19 protein-coding genes are annotated in these 15,705 nt (G+C 69.3%); 12 read left to right on the forward strand and 7 right to left on the reverse strand.

Annotated features, from left to right (window positions below):
* Positions 1 to 111: 111 nt before the first annotated feature.
* The gene (pdxA, locus tag MARPU_RS15150) at positions 112 to 1,110 is read left to right on the forward strand and encodes a 4-hydroxythreonine-4-phosphate dehydrogenase PdxA (protein WP_025275392.1); all 999 of its coding nucleotides are present in this window, start codon (positions 112 to 114) and stop codon (positions 1,108 to 1,110) included.
* Between the two features lie 176 nt (positions 1,111 to 1,286).
* Here pdxA and MARPU_RS15155 read toward each other — a convergent pair whose 3' ends face one another.
* Positions 1,287 to 2,237 carry a Gfo/Idh/MocA family protein gene (locus tag MARPU_RS15155; RefSeq protein WP_005222849.1) on the reverse strand — a complete coding sequence of 317 codons (951 nt, stop codon included), beginning with the start codon at positions 2,235 to 2,237 and terminating at the stop codon, positions 1,287 to 1,289.
* 66 nt (positions 2,238 to 2,303) lie between these two features.
* A complete protein-coding gene (locus MARPU_RS17930; protein ID WP_165913414.1) occupies positions 2,304 to 2,477 on the reverse strand; it encodes a hypothetical protein in 174 nt (57 codons plus the stop codon).
* A 157-nt stretch (positions 2,478 to 2,634) separates the two neighbouring features.
* Between MARPU_RS17930 and apaG the strand changes: the two genes are divergently transcribed.
* Positions 2,635 to 3,009, forward strand: a complete 375-nt coding sequence (gene apaG, locus MARPU_RS15160) for a Co2+/Mg2+ efflux protein ApaG (protein WP_005222852.1) — start codon at positions 2,635 to 2,637, stop codon at positions 3,007 to 3,009.
* Positions 3,010 to 3,015: 6 nt separating this feature from the next.
* Positions 3,016 to 3,858 carry a symmetrical bis(5'-nucleosyl)-tetraphosphatase gene (locus MARPU_RS15165; protein ID WP_005222855.1) on the forward strand — a complete coding sequence of 281 codons (843 nt, stop codon included), beginning with the start codon at positions 3,016 to 3,018 and terminating at the stop codon, positions 3,856 to 3,858.
* Here the strand turns inward: MARPU_RS15165 and MARPU_RS15170 are convergent.
* Complete coding sequence (locus tag MARPU_RS15170) at positions 3,855 to 4,370, reverse strand: dihydrofolate reductase (protein ID WP_005222856.1); 516 nt, start codon at positions 4,368 to 4,370, stop codon at positions 3,855 to 3,857. The genes MARPU_RS15165 and MARPU_RS15170 overlap by 4 nt on opposite strands.
* 91 nt (positions 4,371 to 4,461) lie before the next feature.
* On the opposite strand from MARPU_RS15170, the gene MARPU_RS15175 reads away from it, so the two are divergent.
* From MARPU_RS15175 to MARPU_RS15215, 9 genes are all read left to right on the forward strand, one after another.
* Positions 4,462 to 5,334: a CPBP family intramembrane glutamic endopeptidase gene (locus MARPU_RS15175; protein WP_005222857.1), complete on the forward strand. Its 873-nt coding sequence runs from the start codon at positions 4,462 to 4,464 to the stop codon at positions 5,332 to 5,334.
* Positions 5,335 to 5,702: 368 nt separating this feature from the next.
* Entirely contained in the window at positions 5,703 to 6,137 is a 435-nt protein-coding gene (locus MARPU_RS15180; protein WP_005222858.1) for a hypothetical protein, read from the forward strand.
* Between the two features lie 26 nt (positions 6,138 to 6,163).
* Positions 6,164 to 7,090, forward strand: coding sequence for a MotA/TolQ/ExbB proton channel family protein (locus MARPU_RS15185; RefSeq protein WP_005222859.1), 927 nt, complete (start codon positions 6,164 to 6,166; stop codon positions 7,088 to 7,090).
* Positions 7,080 to 7,478 carry an ExbD/TolR family protein gene (locus MARPU_RS15190; RefSeq protein WP_005222860.1) on the forward strand — a complete coding sequence of 133 codons (399 nt, stop codon included), beginning with the start codon at positions 7,080 to 7,082 and terminating at the stop codon, positions 7,476 to 7,478. Before MARPU_RS15185 ends, MARPU_RS15190 begins: the two co-directional genes overlap by 11 nt.
* Positions 7,475 to 7,888 (forward strand): ExbD/TolR family protein, encoded by a 414-nt coding sequence (locus MARPU_RS15195; protein WP_005222861.1) that lies wholly within the window; start codon positions 7,475 to 7,477, stop codon positions 7,886 to 7,888. The genes MARPU_RS15190 and MARPU_RS15195 overlap by 4 nt, the downstream gene beginning before the upstream one ends.
* Positions 7,888 to 8,649 (forward strand): energy transducer TonB, encoded by a 762-nt coding sequence (locus tag MARPU_RS15200; RefSeq protein ID WP_005222863.1) that lies wholly within the window; start codon positions 7,888 to 7,890, stop codon positions 8,647 to 8,649. Before MARPU_RS15195 ends, MARPU_RS15200 begins: the two co-directional genes overlap by 1 nt.
* 170 nt (positions 8,650 to 8,819) lie before the next feature.
* Entirely contained in the window at positions 8,820 to 9,137 is a 318-nt protein-coding gene (locus MARPU_RS15205) for a c-type cytochrome (RefSeq protein ID WP_005222864.1), read from the forward strand.
* 67 nt (positions 9,138 to 9,204) lie between these two features.
* Entirely contained in the window at positions 9,205 to 9,723 is a 519-nt protein-coding gene (locus MARPU_RS15210; RefSeq protein ID WP_005222865.1) for a flavodoxin, read from the forward strand.
* 117 nt (positions 9,724 to 9,840) lie between these two features.
* Positions 9,841 to 11,985: a heavy metal translocating P-type ATPase gene (locus tag MARPU_RS15215; protein ID WP_005222866.1), complete on the forward strand. Its 2,145-nt coding sequence runs from the start codon at positions 9,841 to 9,843 to the stop codon at positions 11,983 to 11,985.
* 20 nt (positions 11,986 to 12,005) lie between these two features.
* Here MARPU_RS15215 and MARPU_RS15220 read toward each other — a convergent pair whose 3' ends face one another.
* From MARPU_RS15220 to MARPU_RS15230, 4 genes are all read right to left on the reverse strand, one after another.
* Positions 12,006 to 12,764 carry a hypothetical protein gene (locus tag MARPU_RS15220; RefSeq protein WP_156929293.1) on the reverse strand — a complete coding sequence of 253 codons (759 nt, stop codon included), beginning with the start codon at positions 12,762 to 12,764 and terminating at the stop codon, positions 12,006 to 12,008.
* Positions 12,761 to 12,895, reverse strand: a complete 135-nt coding sequence (locus MARPU_RS18105; protein ID WP_005222869.1) for a hypothetical protein — start codon at positions 12,893 to 12,895, stop codon at positions 12,761 to 12,763. Before MARPU_RS18105 ends, MARPU_RS15220 begins: the two co-directional genes overlap by 4 nt.
* 256 nt (positions 12,896 to 13,151) lie before the next feature.
* Positions 13,152 to 15,095, reverse strand: coding sequence for a TonB-dependent receptor plug domain-containing protein (locus MARPU_RS15225; RefSeq protein WP_005222871.1), 1,944 nt, complete (start codon positions 15,093 to 15,095; stop codon positions 13,152 to 13,154).
* Complete coding sequence (locus MARPU_RS15230) at positions 15,092 to 15,445, reverse strand: hypothetical protein (RefSeq protein ID WP_025275393.1); 354 nt, start codon at positions 15,443 to 15,445, stop codon at positions 15,092 to 15,094. Before MARPU_RS15230 ends, MARPU_RS15225 begins: the two co-directional genes overlap by 4 nt.
* Positions 15,446 to 15,705: the final 260 nt, after the last annotated feature.

Consider the following 15,705-nt stretch of genomic DNA (forward strand, 5'->3'; position numbering starts at 1 on the left):
TCACCACATCATGCCGATCACGCACGCATCGGCGTTACACTGCTTCGCAGGCAGCGCCGCCAGGCGATGGGCGGCCATTCCATCCTCAGCCAGAGAGGCCCCGAAGACAGCATGCAAGCACCGCGACGACTGGCGATCACCCCCGGCGAACCGGCAGGGATCGGCCCCGACCTGATAGCCCGGCTCGCCCAGGCCCCACAATCCGCCGAGCTGGTGGCGATCGCCGACCCGCACCTGTTGCGCGCCCGCGCCCGCGCCCTCGGACTCGCACTCGAGACTCTGCCCTTCGACCCCGACCAGGCGCCCGCCCCCAACCAGCCGGGCACCATCCGGGTGCTGCCGGTGGCGCTGCGCGCCCCGGTCACTCCCGGCCAGCTCGATCCGACCAACGCCGATTATGTGCTCGAGACCCTGGCCTGGGCCTGCGACGGCTGCCGCGACGGCGGCTTCGACGCCCTGGTCACCGGCCCGGTGCACAAGGGGGTGATCAACGACGCCGGCCTCCCCTTCACCGGGCACACCGAGTTCCTCGCCGAGCGCTGCCGCGCCCACCCGGTGATGATGCTCGCCACCGACGAGCTGCGGGTGGCGCTGGTCACCACCCATCTGCCGCTCGCCGCGGTCCCGGCGGCGATCACCCGCGAGCGCGTCGAGCTGACCCTGGAGCTGCTCGGGCGCGACCTGCGCGAGCGTTTCGGCATCGCCCGACCGCGCATCCTGGTATGCGGACTCAACCCGCACGCCGGCGAGGGCGGCTATCTGGGACGCGAGGAGATCGAGGTGATCGAGCCGGCGCTGGCGCGACTGCGCGACTCGGGGATGGAGCTGATCGGCCCGCTGCCGGCCGACACCGCCTTCGTCCCCGAGCGCATCGCCGCGAGCGACGCGGTGGTGGCGATGTATCACGACCAGGGGCTGCCGGTGCTCAAGCACCTGGGCTTCGGACGCGCGGTCAATGTCACCCTGGGGCTGCCGATCATCCGCACCTCGGTCGATCACGGCACCGCGCTCGATCTCGCCGGCACCGATCGTGCCGATCTCGGCAGTCTCGAACAGGCGCTGGCGCTGGCGCAGCGGATGGCCGAGCAGGTGCACGCCAACCCCGGCTGAGGCCCGTCACGGAACCACGCCGGGACGCATGACTCGAAACCAACGCAGAGCAGCCCCGGCGGCGGACGCCACCGGGGCCGCGTGCCCATCGATCGTCGCTCACGGGCTTACAGCCTTCCTTAGCGGAGGCTGGTCACTGCCGTTGGAGGTCGACTCGAACCGCCGGGAGGCGCGGCTCAGGCGCCGATGCGGGCGCGCACCTCGAGCGCGACCTCGAGCGCCTTGAGTCCGGTACGCCCGTCGACCAGCGGCGCACCACCGCCACGCACCGTCTCGACGAAGGCGGCGATCTCGCAGTCGAGCGGCTTGACCGCCTCGACCTGTACCCGCTCGCGCTCGATGCGCGGACGCGGCTCGCCCTCGACCTGGTGCGGCGCGGCGATGTCGATGGTCTGGGCGATGAAATCGAGGGCGAGATAGCGGCGCGGCTGGAACACCCGGATGCGGCGCGTGGTGCGCTCCGAGACGCGGCTGGCGACGACGTTGGCCACCGCGCCGTTGGTGAACTCGAGCCGGGCGTTGGCGATGTCGACGTGCTCGGTGAGCACCGAGGTGCCGACTGCCGAGATGTGACTGATCTCGGCGCCGATCAGCGAGAGGATGATGTCGATGTCGTGGATCATCAGATCCGAGACCACGTCGACATCGGTGGCGCGCTCGACGAATCCGCCCATGCGCTGCGCCTCGATGTAGCGCGGCACCTCGATGCGCTGGGCGAGCGCCATCACCCCGGCGTTGAAACGCTCGACGTGGCCGATCTGCAGGGTGGCGCCGTTCTCGTCGGCCAGGCGCACCAACTCGCGGCCCTCCTCGGCGGTGGTGGCGATCGGCTTCTCCAGCAGCACGTGGATACCGCAGGAGAGGAAGGGGGCGGCCGCCTCGAGGTGGGCGGTGGTCGGCACCACCACGCTGACCGCGTCGACCCCGTGCGCGATCAGCGCCGCGGCGTCGGCGAACACGGCGCAGCCGGCCTCGTCGGCGATGGCGCGCGCGCGCGCCGGGTCGGCATCGACCACGCCGACCAGCTCGACCTCGGGGTGACGGGAATAGATCAGCGCATGGAAGCGGCCGAGATAACCGACGCCGATGACGGCGACGCGAAGTCTGGATTGAGAGGAAGAGGACATCGAACGAGACCTGACTGGAAGGGGTCGGGTGGCCGGTTCACCGGGGCGTCCCGCAGGAGGCCCCGGTCAACCGCCGACACTGTCGGCTGGCGGCGTCTGCTTGGCGAGCGGCAACTCACCCGAGCCGTGATAGAGATTGACCTGATACGCGAGCGTCACGGACATCCCGATGGTGACGGCGACCAGGAGGATCGAGAACAGATCGGGCTTCCGGCGACGGCGTTTGGCGTTGAGGGACATACCGGGGATCATTTCCAGTAAACTGTGAGTAAAAGTTTAGAAGATCATGAAATTATTGGAATGGTAATCGGCAACCCAAATCGAACCGGATTGCTCCGTGCGCCCGTGCAACTATTATCACGTACCCAAGACAGGCTTGTCTGCTAGGGAGATCCCAGTGTCCGAACCTGCAATCAAAATCTCCGCCAACAGCCGTTATCTGCCCGAGCGCTCATCGCCCGATGAAGGGCACTATGTGTTCGCCTATACCATCGTCATCGAAAACCTCGGTGACGAGGCAGCACAATTGCTCGACCGCCACTGGATCATCACCGATGCCGACGGCAATGCGCAGGAGGTCCGCGGTCAGGGCGTGGTCGGCGAGCAGCCGCGACTCGAGCCCGGCGAGCGCTACGAGTACACCAGCGGCACCGTGCTGCCCACCCCGCTCGGCAGCATGCACGGCAGCTACGGCATGATCGACGCCGCCGGCGCCCGCTTCGAGGCGACCATCCCGGCCTTCTCGCTGGCCTCGATCACCACCCTGCACTGACCGCCCATGGCCATCTATGCCATCGGCGACATCCAGGGCTGTCACAGCGAATTGATGGCACTGCTCGAGCGCCTGGCGTTCGACCCGGCGCGCGACCGGCTGTGGTTCGCCGGCGATCTGGTCAACCGCGGGCCGGACTCGCTCGCGGTGCTGCGTTTCGTGCGCGGACTCGGCGAGCGCGCGGTCGTGGTGCTCGGCAACCACGATCTGCACCTGCTCGCACTCGCCGCCGGCAACCGCAAGCACGCCGGCAAGAGCACCCTGGGCGCGGTGCTCGACGCACCCGATCGCGACGTCCTGCTCGACTGGCTGCGCCACCGCCCGCTGCTCCATCACGACGCCGCGCTCGGCTACGCCATGGTCCACGCCGGGCTGGCGCCGCAGTGGGATCTGGCCGAGGCCATCGACTGTGCCGCCGAACTCGAGGGGGTGCTGCGCGGCCCGCACCATCGCGACTTCCTCCGCGCCATGTACGGCAACCAGCCGGCGCGCTGGTCGGGCGCGCTGCGCGGCACCGAACGCTGGCGCTTCATCACCAACGCCTTCACCCGGCTGCGCTACTGCACCGCCGACGGCACCCTGGCGTTCAAGGAGAAGGGCGTGCTCGGCGCCCAGTCGCCCGGACTGCTGCCCTGGTTCCAGGTACCGGGCCGGCGCAGCGCCGCCAGCCGCATCCTCTTCGGCCACTGGTCGACACTCGGCTATCGCGCCGGCGACAACACCTGGGCGCTCGACAGCGGCTGTCTGTGGGGCGGTGCGCTGACTGCGGTACGGCTCGACCCGGAAGGTCCTTCGGCGCCGATCCAGCTCGACTGCCGGGGCTATCTGCGCCCGGGCAAGGGCGACTAGTCGGCCACCCGTTCCAGTTCGACGAAGCTCATCGCATGACGGTTGCGCGCATCGGCCGGGCGCTCGTGGCGCGTCACCTCGCGCCATTGCGCGGGATCGAGCGCCGGGAAGCGGGCATCGCCGGCGACCTCGGCATGCACCCGGGTGAGCTGGATGCGCCCGGCGCGCGCCAACGCCTCGGCATAGACCCGCGCGCCGCCGACGATCATCAGCTGCTCGACCACGCCAGCGGCAGCGATCGCCGCATCGAGCGAGTGCACCACCTCGGCGCCCTCGGCACGATAGTGGCGGTCGTGTGTGAGCACCAGATGACGACGGCGCGGCAGCAGCCCGGGCAGCGACTCCCAGGTGCGCCGCCCCATGACGATGGGGCGATCGAGGGTGAGTGCCTTGAAGTGGGCGAGGTCCGCGGGCAAGTGCCAGGGCAGCGCGTTGTCGCGACCGATCACGTCGTTGTCGGCCACCGCGGCCACCAGCACGAGTTCGGGGGTGGCGGGTCGATCTGGGGTCATCTGTTGGATCCGTTCGGGAGGTCGGCACGACTTTGCGGAGTCGCCGGGTTTTGCCGACAATGGCCCGACGCCTCAGCCACCGAAGCCTACCATGCGCGCCACCTCGCTGTTCTTCCTCTATCTCCTCGCCTGTCTCGCGCTCGCCGCGCTGCTCACCGGCCCGCTGATGCAGACCGGCTGGATCGACTACGAGGCCCAGCGGGTGATGGGCCGGCTGGCGCAGGTATTCATCCTGCTCGGGCTGTGGCCGCTGCTGATCGCACTGCGGCTGGACACGCGCGCCGCGCTCGGCCTCGACCACCCGGCGGCACGGTTGCGCCGTACCGTCTGGCAGGGCTGGGTGCTCGGCGTCGCCATCCTGCTGACGCTGGCGCTGGCCCTGCTCGGGCTCGGCATCCGCATCCCCGACCCGACACCGCCGGGCTGGGCGGCGCTCGCCTCGCGGGCGCTGCAGGCGCTGATCGGCGGTCTGCTGATCGGGCTGCTGGAGGAAGCCTTCTTCCGCGGCGCGCTCTACGCCGCCATCCGCCGCGACAACGGGGTGCGCTCGGCGGTGCTGTGGAGCGCCGGGCTCTACGCGGTGCTGCACTTCATGAAGCCCGGCGAGCTGCCGCCGGGGATGGCGCTCGATGCCGCCGGGCTGTGGTACATGTTCAGCCACGTCTTCATCGACCTGTTCCAGTGGCACCACCTCGACTCCATGGTGGCGCTGTTCATGGTCGGGGTGTTCCTCGCCCTGGTGCGCGAGCGCAGCGGTCACATCGGCTGGTGCATCGGGCTGCATGCCGGCTGGGTGCTGGTGATCCAGGTCACACGCCAGCTCACCGACGGCGACCCGGGCGCGCCCCTGGCCTTCCTCGCCGGCGACTACGACGGCACCATCGGCTGGCTCGCGGCGGCCTGGATCGGCCTGCTCGCCGCACTCTACTGGTGGTGGACGGGGCGCGCCGCGCGCCGACGCTGAGTCCCCCACCCCTCGCCCCACTGCGGCGGACCGACCCCGCCAGTCGCCAGCCGACGGGGGTCGACGAATCGCCCGACGCAATGTCGGGGATGGAAGCACACAACGGAGGGCGCATCGAAGCGATGCCGGGCGTGAGCGCGCGCGGTACAGTCCATCGATCCTTCGTGCATCGATCGCCCTCGGGGCGATCGCGCTGATCCTCCACTTCATACCGGCAGTTCCCTCGGCCGCGCGCGCTGATTGCGTCTCATCTTGCTACGTCGCCACAGGCATCGCAAGCCCGTGCGTTGCCCCTACCAACGGGCTGGTTTATAGTGATAATGAGAACGCATCTTGATTGCAAGGATTGCCACTCCCGAGTCCACACCATGACCCAGAGCTTCCGGATCCCGAGCGCGCTCGCGCTCGTCGCCACCCTTTTCTGCACCCAAGTCCAGGCCGCCACGCCACCGGAGGGCGGCCTGGAGATCGAACTCAACAAGCTCGAACAGCGCGCCGACGCCTGCGTGACCTATCTGGTGTTCGGCAACCGCACCACCATCGACCTCACCAGCCTGCAACTCGAGCTGGTGCTGTTCGATGACCAGGGCCTGATCCAGCAGCGCCTCGCCCTTGAGGCCGCGCCCCTCGCCGCCGGCAAGACCAGCGTCAAGCTGTTCGAGGTGGCCGGCACCCGTTGCGAGCAGATCGGACGCATCCTCGTCAACGGCGTCGGCGCCTGCTCCAGCGCCGAGGGCGCGCTCACCGACTGCCTCCAGCGCATCGAGCCCAGCTCGCGCCTCTCCACGAAACTCTTCAAGTGAGCGCCACGCGCGCAGGACTGGATACCATGACCCCACCCGCGACCACCGTCACCGAGCAACCGACCCCGATCACCGAGGCCCCGGACGCACCCCTGGAGAGCGCCGCCACGACGCCCGCCTCGGGCATCGAGCCTGCGGCAGCCGCCGACGCTGCGACCGCCGTCGACCCCACCGCCGTCGTCGACCCCTCGCCGTGGGCGGGACTGATCGGCGTGGCGCAGGAGCGGCTGAGTGTGTTCACCGAGGTCGGCGGTCCGGTGCTGGCGAGTCTCGCCGTGCTCTCGGTGGTGGCCGCAGCCATCATCCTGGTCAAGCTGTGGCAGTTCGCGCGGCTGCGCATCGACGCCCGCGCGCCGGTCGACGAGGCGCTGCTGCTGTGGCACCAGCGCGACGTCCACGGCGCGCTGCGCAAGCTCGAGGAGCGCCCGCAGCCGGTATCGCGGGTGGTCCATCTGGCGCTGGTCGGGCTGCGCCACCCCAAGCTCGACCTGACGCTGCTGCGCGAGGAGATCGCCCGCGTCGCCAGCCTCCAGCTCGAGCAGCTGCGCAGCCATCTGCGCGCACTGGAGATCATCGCCGCACTCAGCCCGCTGCTCGGTCTGCTCGGCACCGTGCTCGGCATGATCGAGGCGTTCCGTCAGCTCGAGCAGGCCGGTGCCCAGGTCGACCCCTCGATCCTCTCCGGCGGCATCTGGCAGGCGCTGCTGACCACTGCCGCCGGCCTGACCCTGGCGATCCCGGTGGTGATCGCGCACAGCTGGCTGGAGCGTCGTGTCGAGCGCTGCGGTCATCGCATGGAAGACGCCGTCACCCGAGTGTTCACCCGCGATCTCGCCGGTGCCGAGGACGAGGCCGCGATCCCCGAGCAAACAGCGGCGCACACCCCCGTCGACCCCGCCCCCGAGACCGTGGCACCGGCGCTGATCACGCCCAGGGTCGAGTATGCGTCTTGACCTCGCCCGGCGCGTTCGGCGCAACCCGATTTCGCTGACCCCGCTGATCGACGTGGTGTTCATCCTGCTGCTGTTCTTCATGCTCGCCTCGCACTTCGATCAGTGGCGCGCGCTCGCGCTCGACGCGCGCGGCGCCAAGGTCGGCGCAGCGGCACCGAGCGCGGCGCGCGCGGCGATGCTGGTGCGACTACATGCCGACGCCCGGCTCGATCTCGGCGGCGAACCGCTCACCCCGCCACAGCTCGAACGGCGTGTCGTCGAGGCGCTCGAACGCGACCCCGAACTCATCGTGGTGATCCAGTCCGACCCCGAGGTCGAACTGCAGACCATCGTCTCCACCATCGACCGTCTGGTCGCGGCCGGCGCCCCGGAGGTCCGACTGCAATGAAGTTCGCCCATCGCCCGCAGCGACCCAACGGTGACGATCAGCTGATCCCGCTGATCAACGTCATCTTCCTGATGCTGATCTTCTTCATGCTCGCCGGGCGCATCGCCCCCAGCGATCCGCTCGAGATCGAGCCGCCGCACTCGACCGAGGCCCCCGAGGCGCTGGCGCCCCAGCCCGAACAACGCACCCTGCTGATCGCCGCCGACGGCGCACTCGCGCTCGACGGCACGGCGCTCGACACGGCGGCGCTGCAGCAACGGCTCGCCGCCTGGCACCAGGCCGTGCCCAACGGCGAGCTGCGCATCAAGGCCGATGCCCGGCTCCGCTCCCGCCAGCTCCAGGAGACCCTGACGCTGCTGCGTGAACTCGGCATCGAACACATCACCTTACTGGCGACGCACGCGAGCTGATGGAGATCCGATCCCGACACTGGCTGGCAGCGGTGGCCCTGGCGCTGCTCCTGCACGGCTCGCTGCTGATGGCGCTGACCCGTCCGAGCCAGCCCGAACCCGTGGCGGTCATCCCCTACGAGATCACACTCGGCGGACTCCCCGGCCCTGCTGGCGCACCGGCGAGCGCAGCGCCACTGGCCGCGCCGGCACCGGTCCTGGCGACTACACCGGCACTGACCCCGCTGACCCCAGTCGTCCAAGCCGAGCTGGTGCCGATGCGCGAACTCGAACCCGCGCCGCCCAAGCCCAAGCCGAAACCGGCCAAGCCCGCGCCCAAGCCGCAACCCAAGCCCCAGGCCAGAGCGCGCCCACCACACACCGAGCAGCCGGTGCATCGCGCCGCCGGCGCCACCGGCTCCGGCCAGGGCAGCGCCAAGGGCAGCAACCAGGGCAGCGGTGGTGGCGGCGGTGGTGGCGGCTCGGGCACAGTGCGCGGCGGCAACTATTACGGCAAGCTCGCCCACTGGCTCGATCGTCACAAGCGCTATCCACGCCAGGCTCGGCGGTTGCGTCAGCAAGGGCGGGTCGAGGTCTCCTTCACCATCGACCGCCAGGGACGGCTGGTCGCACACCGCATCGTCTCCAGCTCCGGCCACCCGTTGCTCGACGCCGAGGTCAAGGCGATGCTCCAGCGCGCCAACCCGATGCCACGCCCACCGGCGGAGATCGCGCGCGACCGGCTCACGATCCAGGTGCCGATCGACTTCGCGCTGCGCTGAGCGAGGATCGCATACAAAACACAATGCGAACACTTAGCATTTGCATTAAAAAGATGATCCACCTATCCTCGCCCCGAGCAACAGGGTCCGGTACCGGCCCGTCCGGTCACCTCCACGGCCAGGTCGGTACCGGACCCACCCCATCGACCCCTTCCTCGAAGGATTCAACCATGCGCAGTCTGACTCCATCCCCTCGTCACGGGCTTGCTCTCTCGCTCCTGCTCGCCGCCCCCTTCGCCAACGCCAGCCCGGAGCTGGCCCAGCAGAGCGGCTGCCTGGTCTGTCACCAGGTCGACAGCAAGATCATCGGTCCGGCCTACCGCGATGTCGCCGCCAAGTACCGTGGACAGGCGGATGCCAAGGCCAAGCTGGTCGCCAAGGTCAAGCAGGGGGGCGTGGGCGTCTGGGGCGACATGCCGATGCCGCCGAACGCACACGTCAGCGACACCGACATCGACACTCTGGTGACCTGGGTCCTCGGGCTGTGACCTGGTGCCGGTGGCCATCACGACCGCCACCGGCACACCCAACCGCCCCGTCATGGAGACCCTTGCAATGCAGCAGATCGGACTCTTTTTCGCCACCGATACCGGCACCACCGAGACCATCGCCCAGCGCATCCAGCACCATCACTTCTCTCCCGACACCCTGGCGCTGCACCCGTTCGACGAGAGCGACGCGGCATTGATCGACAGCCATCGCGCGCTGATCTTCGGTACCCCCACGGTCGGCTACGGCGACTACCCCTACGCGCTCGAACGCTTTCTCGACCAGCTCGATGCGGTCGACTTCAACGACCGCCCGGTGGCGCTCTTCGGCCTCGGCGACCAGCTGGGCTACCCGGATGTCTTCGTCGACGCCCTGGGGATGTTCCACGCCGAACTCGCGGCACGCGGCGCCCGGCTGATCGGTTACTGGCCGACCGAGGGCTACGACTACGAGGCCTCCAAGGCCGATCTCGGCGACGGCCAGTTCTGTGGGCTGGTGCTCGACGAGGACAACCAGCCGGGACTGACCGAGGCCCGGCTGGCGCGCTGGATCGAGCAGATCCGTCCCGCACTGAGCGCGGCCTGAGACGGGAGTGATGAGCCGCTTGCGCGATCGCAATGCATCACACAGCGATAAGCGCAACCATTCTCATTCAAAAAAATCCTCAGTCATGCACCACGGCTGGTGCGGGAGTCGTTGCCGATGATCCAGATCCGTCACCAGATCCCGGGACGCATCCGGCTACGCATCCCCGCGCTGGCCCGTAACCGCCCGCTCGCCGACTGGATCGAGCACGAGCTGGGCGCGGTGCCCGGCGTCGAGCAGGCCACCTGCAACCCCGGCTGCGCCTCGCTGGTGGTGCGCTATGGCCACTCGCGGCTCGACCCCGAAACCATCCGCGCCCATCTCGAGGCGATCATCGCCCGCCCGATCGATCCCAGTCGGCTGACCTGCGACCCCGTCGACGGTCGCTGTCGTAGCTGCCAGCGCGGCACGCAAGACCAGGCACCGCCCCTGAAGCGAATCCTCTCGCTGGTGCTGCTCGCCGGCTATCTCGGCTACGTGCTGATCCGCGAGCACCTGCTCAAGCGCCCGGTGGCGCAGCACGCGCTCAGCCCCACCGGGTTGATCGCCCTGGCCGGGGCCATCCCGCTGCTGCGCGACGCCTGGCACGAGACCTTCGTCGAGCGCCGCTTCACCCTCCATCAGTTCCTCGCCTTCTCGCTGGTGCTCGGCATCCTCATGGGTGAGGCGCTCACCGCTTTCGAGATCATCCTGGTGCTGCGCGGCGGTGAGCTGCTCGAGGGCTTCGTCGCCAACCGCTCGCGCCGCGCCATCCGCCGCATGCTCGCGCTCTCGGTCAAGGACGCCTGGGTGTGGGTCGACGGTCAGGAGCTACAGGTCGCGGTCGCCGAGCTGCGCGAGGGCGACCGGGTGGTGGTACGCACCGGCGAGAAGATCCCGGTCGACGGGGTCATCGAACACGGCGAGGCCGAACTCAACGAGGCGAGCATCAGCGGGCGCTCGGAGCCGGTGTTCAAGCAGGTCGGCGACGCGGTCTTCGCCGGCGGCTACGTCGAGCGCGGCGTCATCCGCATCCGCGCCGAACGTGTCGGCGAGGCGACCTATCTGGCGCGCATGGCCGCACTGGTCGACGCCTCACTCGATCAGAAGGCGCCGGTGCAGCAGCGCGCCGACGAGCTGGCCGCGCGACTGTTGCGCCTCGGCACCCTGTCGACCCTCGCCACCCTGGTGCTCACCCGCAGCGTCGAGCGTGCCCTCACCGTGATGCTGGTGATGTCCTGCCCCTGCTCGACCGTGCTCGCCGCCGCCACCGCGGTGAGCGCGGCGCTGCACAGCGCCACCCGGCGGCAGATGCTGATCAAGGGCGGCGTCCATCTCGAGCGCGTCGGCACCGCACCCTGTATCTGCTTCGACAAGACCGGCACCCTCACCACCGAGACCCCGGAGGTCGCCACCGTGATCGGCGACGACGAGAGCGCCCTGCTCTACTGGGCGGCCTCAGCCGAGCACCACAACACCCACGCGCTCGCCCACGCCATCGTCCGTCACGCCGAGACTCTCGGGGTCGAGCCCGATACCCACGGCATCAGCGAGCACCTGCTCGGTCACGGACTGGAGGCCCGCATCGGCGAGCATCGGGTGCTGGTCGGCAACGCGCGGATGATGGCCTCGGGCAAGGTCTCGCTGCGCCGCTACAAGGCCGCAGCCGAACAGCTCATCGAGTCCGGCCTGACCGCGGTCTATGTCGCCCTCGACGGCAAGGCGCTGGGGGTGATCGGCATCCGTCACCAGCTCCGCGCCGAGGTCCACGAGACCCTGGCGCGACTGCGCGCCGACGGCGTCAGCCATATCGCGCTGATCTCCGGCGACGAGCCGCGGGTGGCCGCCGCCCTGGCCGAGGAGCTGGGGCTCGACAGCTGTCACGGCGGACGCCTGCCCGAGGACAAGGCCGAGGTGGTGCGCGCGCTGCGCGCCGAGCACGGCGCCGTGGTGATGGTCGGCGACGGGGTCAACGACGCCCTGGCGCTGGCCGAGGCCGACATCGGCATCGCCATGGGCAGCGGCGGCTCGGAGGTGGCCATCGAGGTCGCCGACATCGCCCTGGCCGACAGCGCCATGGGCAACCTCGCCGAGCTGCGCGCGCTCAGCCGCCAGACCCTGCGCGTCGCCGACCAGAACTACTATCTCGCCGTCGGCACCGACGTTGCCGGTATCGCGCTCGGCGCCGCCGGCATCCTCAGCCCGGCGATGGGTGGACTGATCCATGTCACCCACACCCTCGGCATTCTCGCCAACTCCTCGCGGTTGCTAAGCGCGCGCTGAGCGCGCCCTCAGCGAGGGCGTCAGGACAGCGCCGCCAGAGCGGTTGGCGCAGCCCCCGAACGTCGCGCCAACGCCGCGCGCTGACGGGCCACCGGGCAGCAGACGCGCCGACCGGCCTCGACCAGCGCCACCCCCAGTTCCAACCCCAGACCACAGAGCACGTTCAACACCCCGGGCGGCAGACAGCGCGCCAGCGCGCACCAGAGCGCGGCGACCGCCACCCCCTGGGGGCGACGGTCGTCGAACAGCAGTGCTACCACCAGGGTCTCGCCGCGCTGCAGGATGCGCAGCGCACGCGCCAGTTCGGGCAGCGGGTCGGCGCTCACCGACACCGCCAACCAGCGCACGCCACGGGCGTCGATCGCTACTCCGCCGCGCGGCGCGCCACGCAGATCCGACTCCAGCGCCTGGCGCCAGGCCGCACGCACCAGCCGACTCGGCTCGCACCAGACCGCGGCGGCCTGCTCGCAGTCCGAGCGACAGCCGGCGATGCCCTGCTCGAAGCGCCGTCGATCGATCAGTCCTCCGACCTGATCGAGCCGCGCTGCACGCGCAGCGCTGCCGCGAACCTCCCAGACCTGGGCAGCGACCCCGGCAGCGGCGATCGCCGCAGTCACGTCCAACCCGGAGGAGCGCGCCACCCGCACCGGCCCGACCATGAACGCGGCCCCCGACCAGGGGATGCGCCAGCAGCCACCGACCAGATTGGCGAGCTGACGGGAGGCCACCGGCGCGGTCTCCGCGTCCCCCGGATCGGCGAGCATCGTCGCCGCGCTCATCGGCGCACCTGCACGACGACTTCGGCGCCGGGCGCCATCGCCCCGGTGGCACCGTGTTCGGGCAGCAGCATCAGGCAGAGCAGCGCGGCGATGACGGCGATCGGCGGCAGGAGTGACAGGTGAAGACGCATGCGAAGACCTCCCGAGGCCCGGTGCGCGCGCGACAGCGCGGATGGCGGGACTCCACAACTAAATGATAACGGTTATCATTATTGCGCATGAAATCGATGACCGCAATACCCGAGAACAGGACTCTCCTAATTCTCTCGCCGTCATCTCCCGAAGAACGTCGTCACCAACGCACGCCCTGAGGCTCCACACCGCCGGGTCGCTCAGGCCGAGCGATCCGACACGTCCTGTGGGCGCGACAGGACGCGCGGCGGCGACTCAGAACCGCCCCTCGATCCCGAGATAGACGGCGCGCCCGACCAACAACAGGTCGTCGTCACGCACGTCGAACAGGTTGTCGACGCCGAGGCGCAGGTCGAGCCCGGCGACCAGCGGACGCGACAGGTCGAGGTTCCACACCCCGGTGCCCTTCTCACGCCCGGAGACCGAGTCGAGCACTCCGAGGTTGTAGTCGCCGACCAGACTCACCCCCAGGTCCCAGGGGCGATAGTCGTAGTCGAGTGTGGCGACCAGACGGTGGCGTGGCCGGTCCTGGAGTCGGGTATCGGCCTCGGTGTCCTGGGCATCGAGATAGCTGTACTGCAGCCCGACGCCGAGATCGGCGCTCGGGCGCCAGTCGAGCGTGGTCTCGACGCCCTGCAACAGCGCCGTGCCGATGTTGGCGTACTGATAGATCGGCTTGCCGTCGGCGCGCCGATCGATGGTGCGCACGTCGATCAGGTCGTCGACCCAGTTGCGGAAGACCCCCAGGCTCGCCTGCCAGGCACCCCAGTGTCCCTCGATCCCGAGGTCCAGGCTGGTCGACTGCTCGGGTTCCAGATCGGGATTGCCGAGCCGGGTGAACTTCGGCTTGGTGACATCGACATAGAGATCGCGCACCGTCGGCACCCGGTAGCCCTGTGCCAGCTGACCGCGCAACCGCAGCCCGCGATCCCCCCCGTCGAACAGCTTGTAGACGGCGCCGAGGCTGCCGGTGGCGCGGTCGTCGAACTGGTCCGAGGCGTCGTAGCGACCGCCGAGCACCAGCTCCAGGCGCGACGAGACCTGCCATTGGTCCTGCAGATAGAAAGCCGAGTAGTCGATGGTCGACTCCGAGCCGAGGGTGAGGATGCCGTCGCGCTCGACCTCGTAGACCCCCTCGCCGCTGTCGATGGTGTTGCCCTCGAAGGCCTCCTGACGGTACTCGGCGCCGAGAGTGAGATGGTGATCGTCCCAGGGGCGCCAGCCGAACTGCCCCTCGACCACCGTGCGCACCATCTCGACCTCGTCGAAGTCGATCAGCTGGCCGCTGGACTCACGACTGAGTTCGCGATCCTTGTCGAGTTCGGAGCGATAGACACGCAGCCGCCCGTCGCGCTCGCCGTCGTCGTACTCGAGCGCGAGCGACAGGTCGGTGCGGGTATCGTCCTCGTCGGTGCGCTGCAGCCCGCCCTTGCCGGCAAGGGTGCTGTAGGCGCTGTCGCTCTGGAGGTGGGCGAGATCGGCCACCAACCGCCAATCCGGGGCGAGGCGCCAGTCGAGGCCGAGGGCGAAGCGGTTGAAGCGCTCGCGCTCGATCTGGGTCTCGCCATCGTCGAGGGCGACCTCGCCCTGGTCGATCACCGTCCCGGAGAGCGACACCCCGAGCCCGGGCAGCGGGGTGATCACGCCATAGACATCACCCTCACAACGCGAGCCATCGTCGAGTTCATAGCCGGTACAGCGAGCGCGCCAGTCGAGCCGGGGCGCGGTGGGGTCGCGGGTGATGACATTGATCACCCCGCCGAGCGCGTCGGCGCCGTAGAGGGTGCTGCCCGGACCACGCACAATCTCGACACGCTCGACGTCAGCCAACGGGATACGACTGAGTTCGTATCGCTGCGAGGGCTCAGCGGCCACCCGTCGACCGTCGATCAGGATCAGTGTCTGCTCGTTGGAGAAGCCGCGAATCGAGACCGTCTTGTTGGTCCCCCTGCGCTGCAGGTGGACACCCTGGGCCAGCGGCAGAAGGTCACCGAGTCGGCTGGCGTCGTGGCGCTCGATGATGTCGCGATCGAGTACCTGCACCGCCGCCGGCACCCGGTCGAGCGAGGTCTGTGAGCGGGTGGCAGTCACGCTGATCGCCCCCAGCTCGACGACCGGCTCGGCAAACACCGGGGCCAACCCGGCGCCGCAGACCAACCCCAGCATCAACGAGCCACGGAGCGGGTGATGGCCACTCATGGCGCCACCTCCGCCGCCTCGGGATCGGTCAGGCGGGCGAACTGCTCGGCGGTGGTGAGTTCGCGCAACCGTCCCAGGGCCTCGATCCGCAGCTCGCTGATCTCGCGCTCGAGTCGGGCCAGCTCGTCGAGTTCGGGGGCAAGCTCCGCGACCGTCGCGCCACGCTCGAGCACCGCCGCGCGCAGGCGTTGTTCAAGTGCCCGGGCACGTTCAACCCGCGGCATGATGCGCTGCGGATAGACCTTCAGCAGCGCCTGCTGGATCTGCTCGCGCTGCTCCTCGGGCAACTGGAGGATCGCCACCGGGAGCTGGGTATGGGGCAGCGACAGCAGCTCGACTTCCTGCAGCATATCGTGGTGTTCACCTGCCGCCATCCTGGCCTGGTCTTGCGCGTAGAGCGGAGCGACACCGAGCGCGCACAACAGCGCCAGTGTCAGAGGACGAGGGAAGGACATGATCGGACCTCTTCGGAGGAACATAGAGAAAGGGACCGATCAAATTAAACGAATGATAACGATTATCAAATGCGAGATATCAATGGTCAGCTTTCAGTCGCCAGTCGCCAGAGAGGGTGAACCGCAAAGCCGCGAAGAACGCGAAGAGAAGACAG

The sequence above is a fragment of the Marichromatium purpuratum 984 genome (assembly GCF_000224005.2).
Taxonomy (GTDB): Bacteria; Pseudomonadota; Gammaproteobacteria; order Chromatiales; family Chromatiaceae; genus Marichromatium; species Marichromatium purpuratum.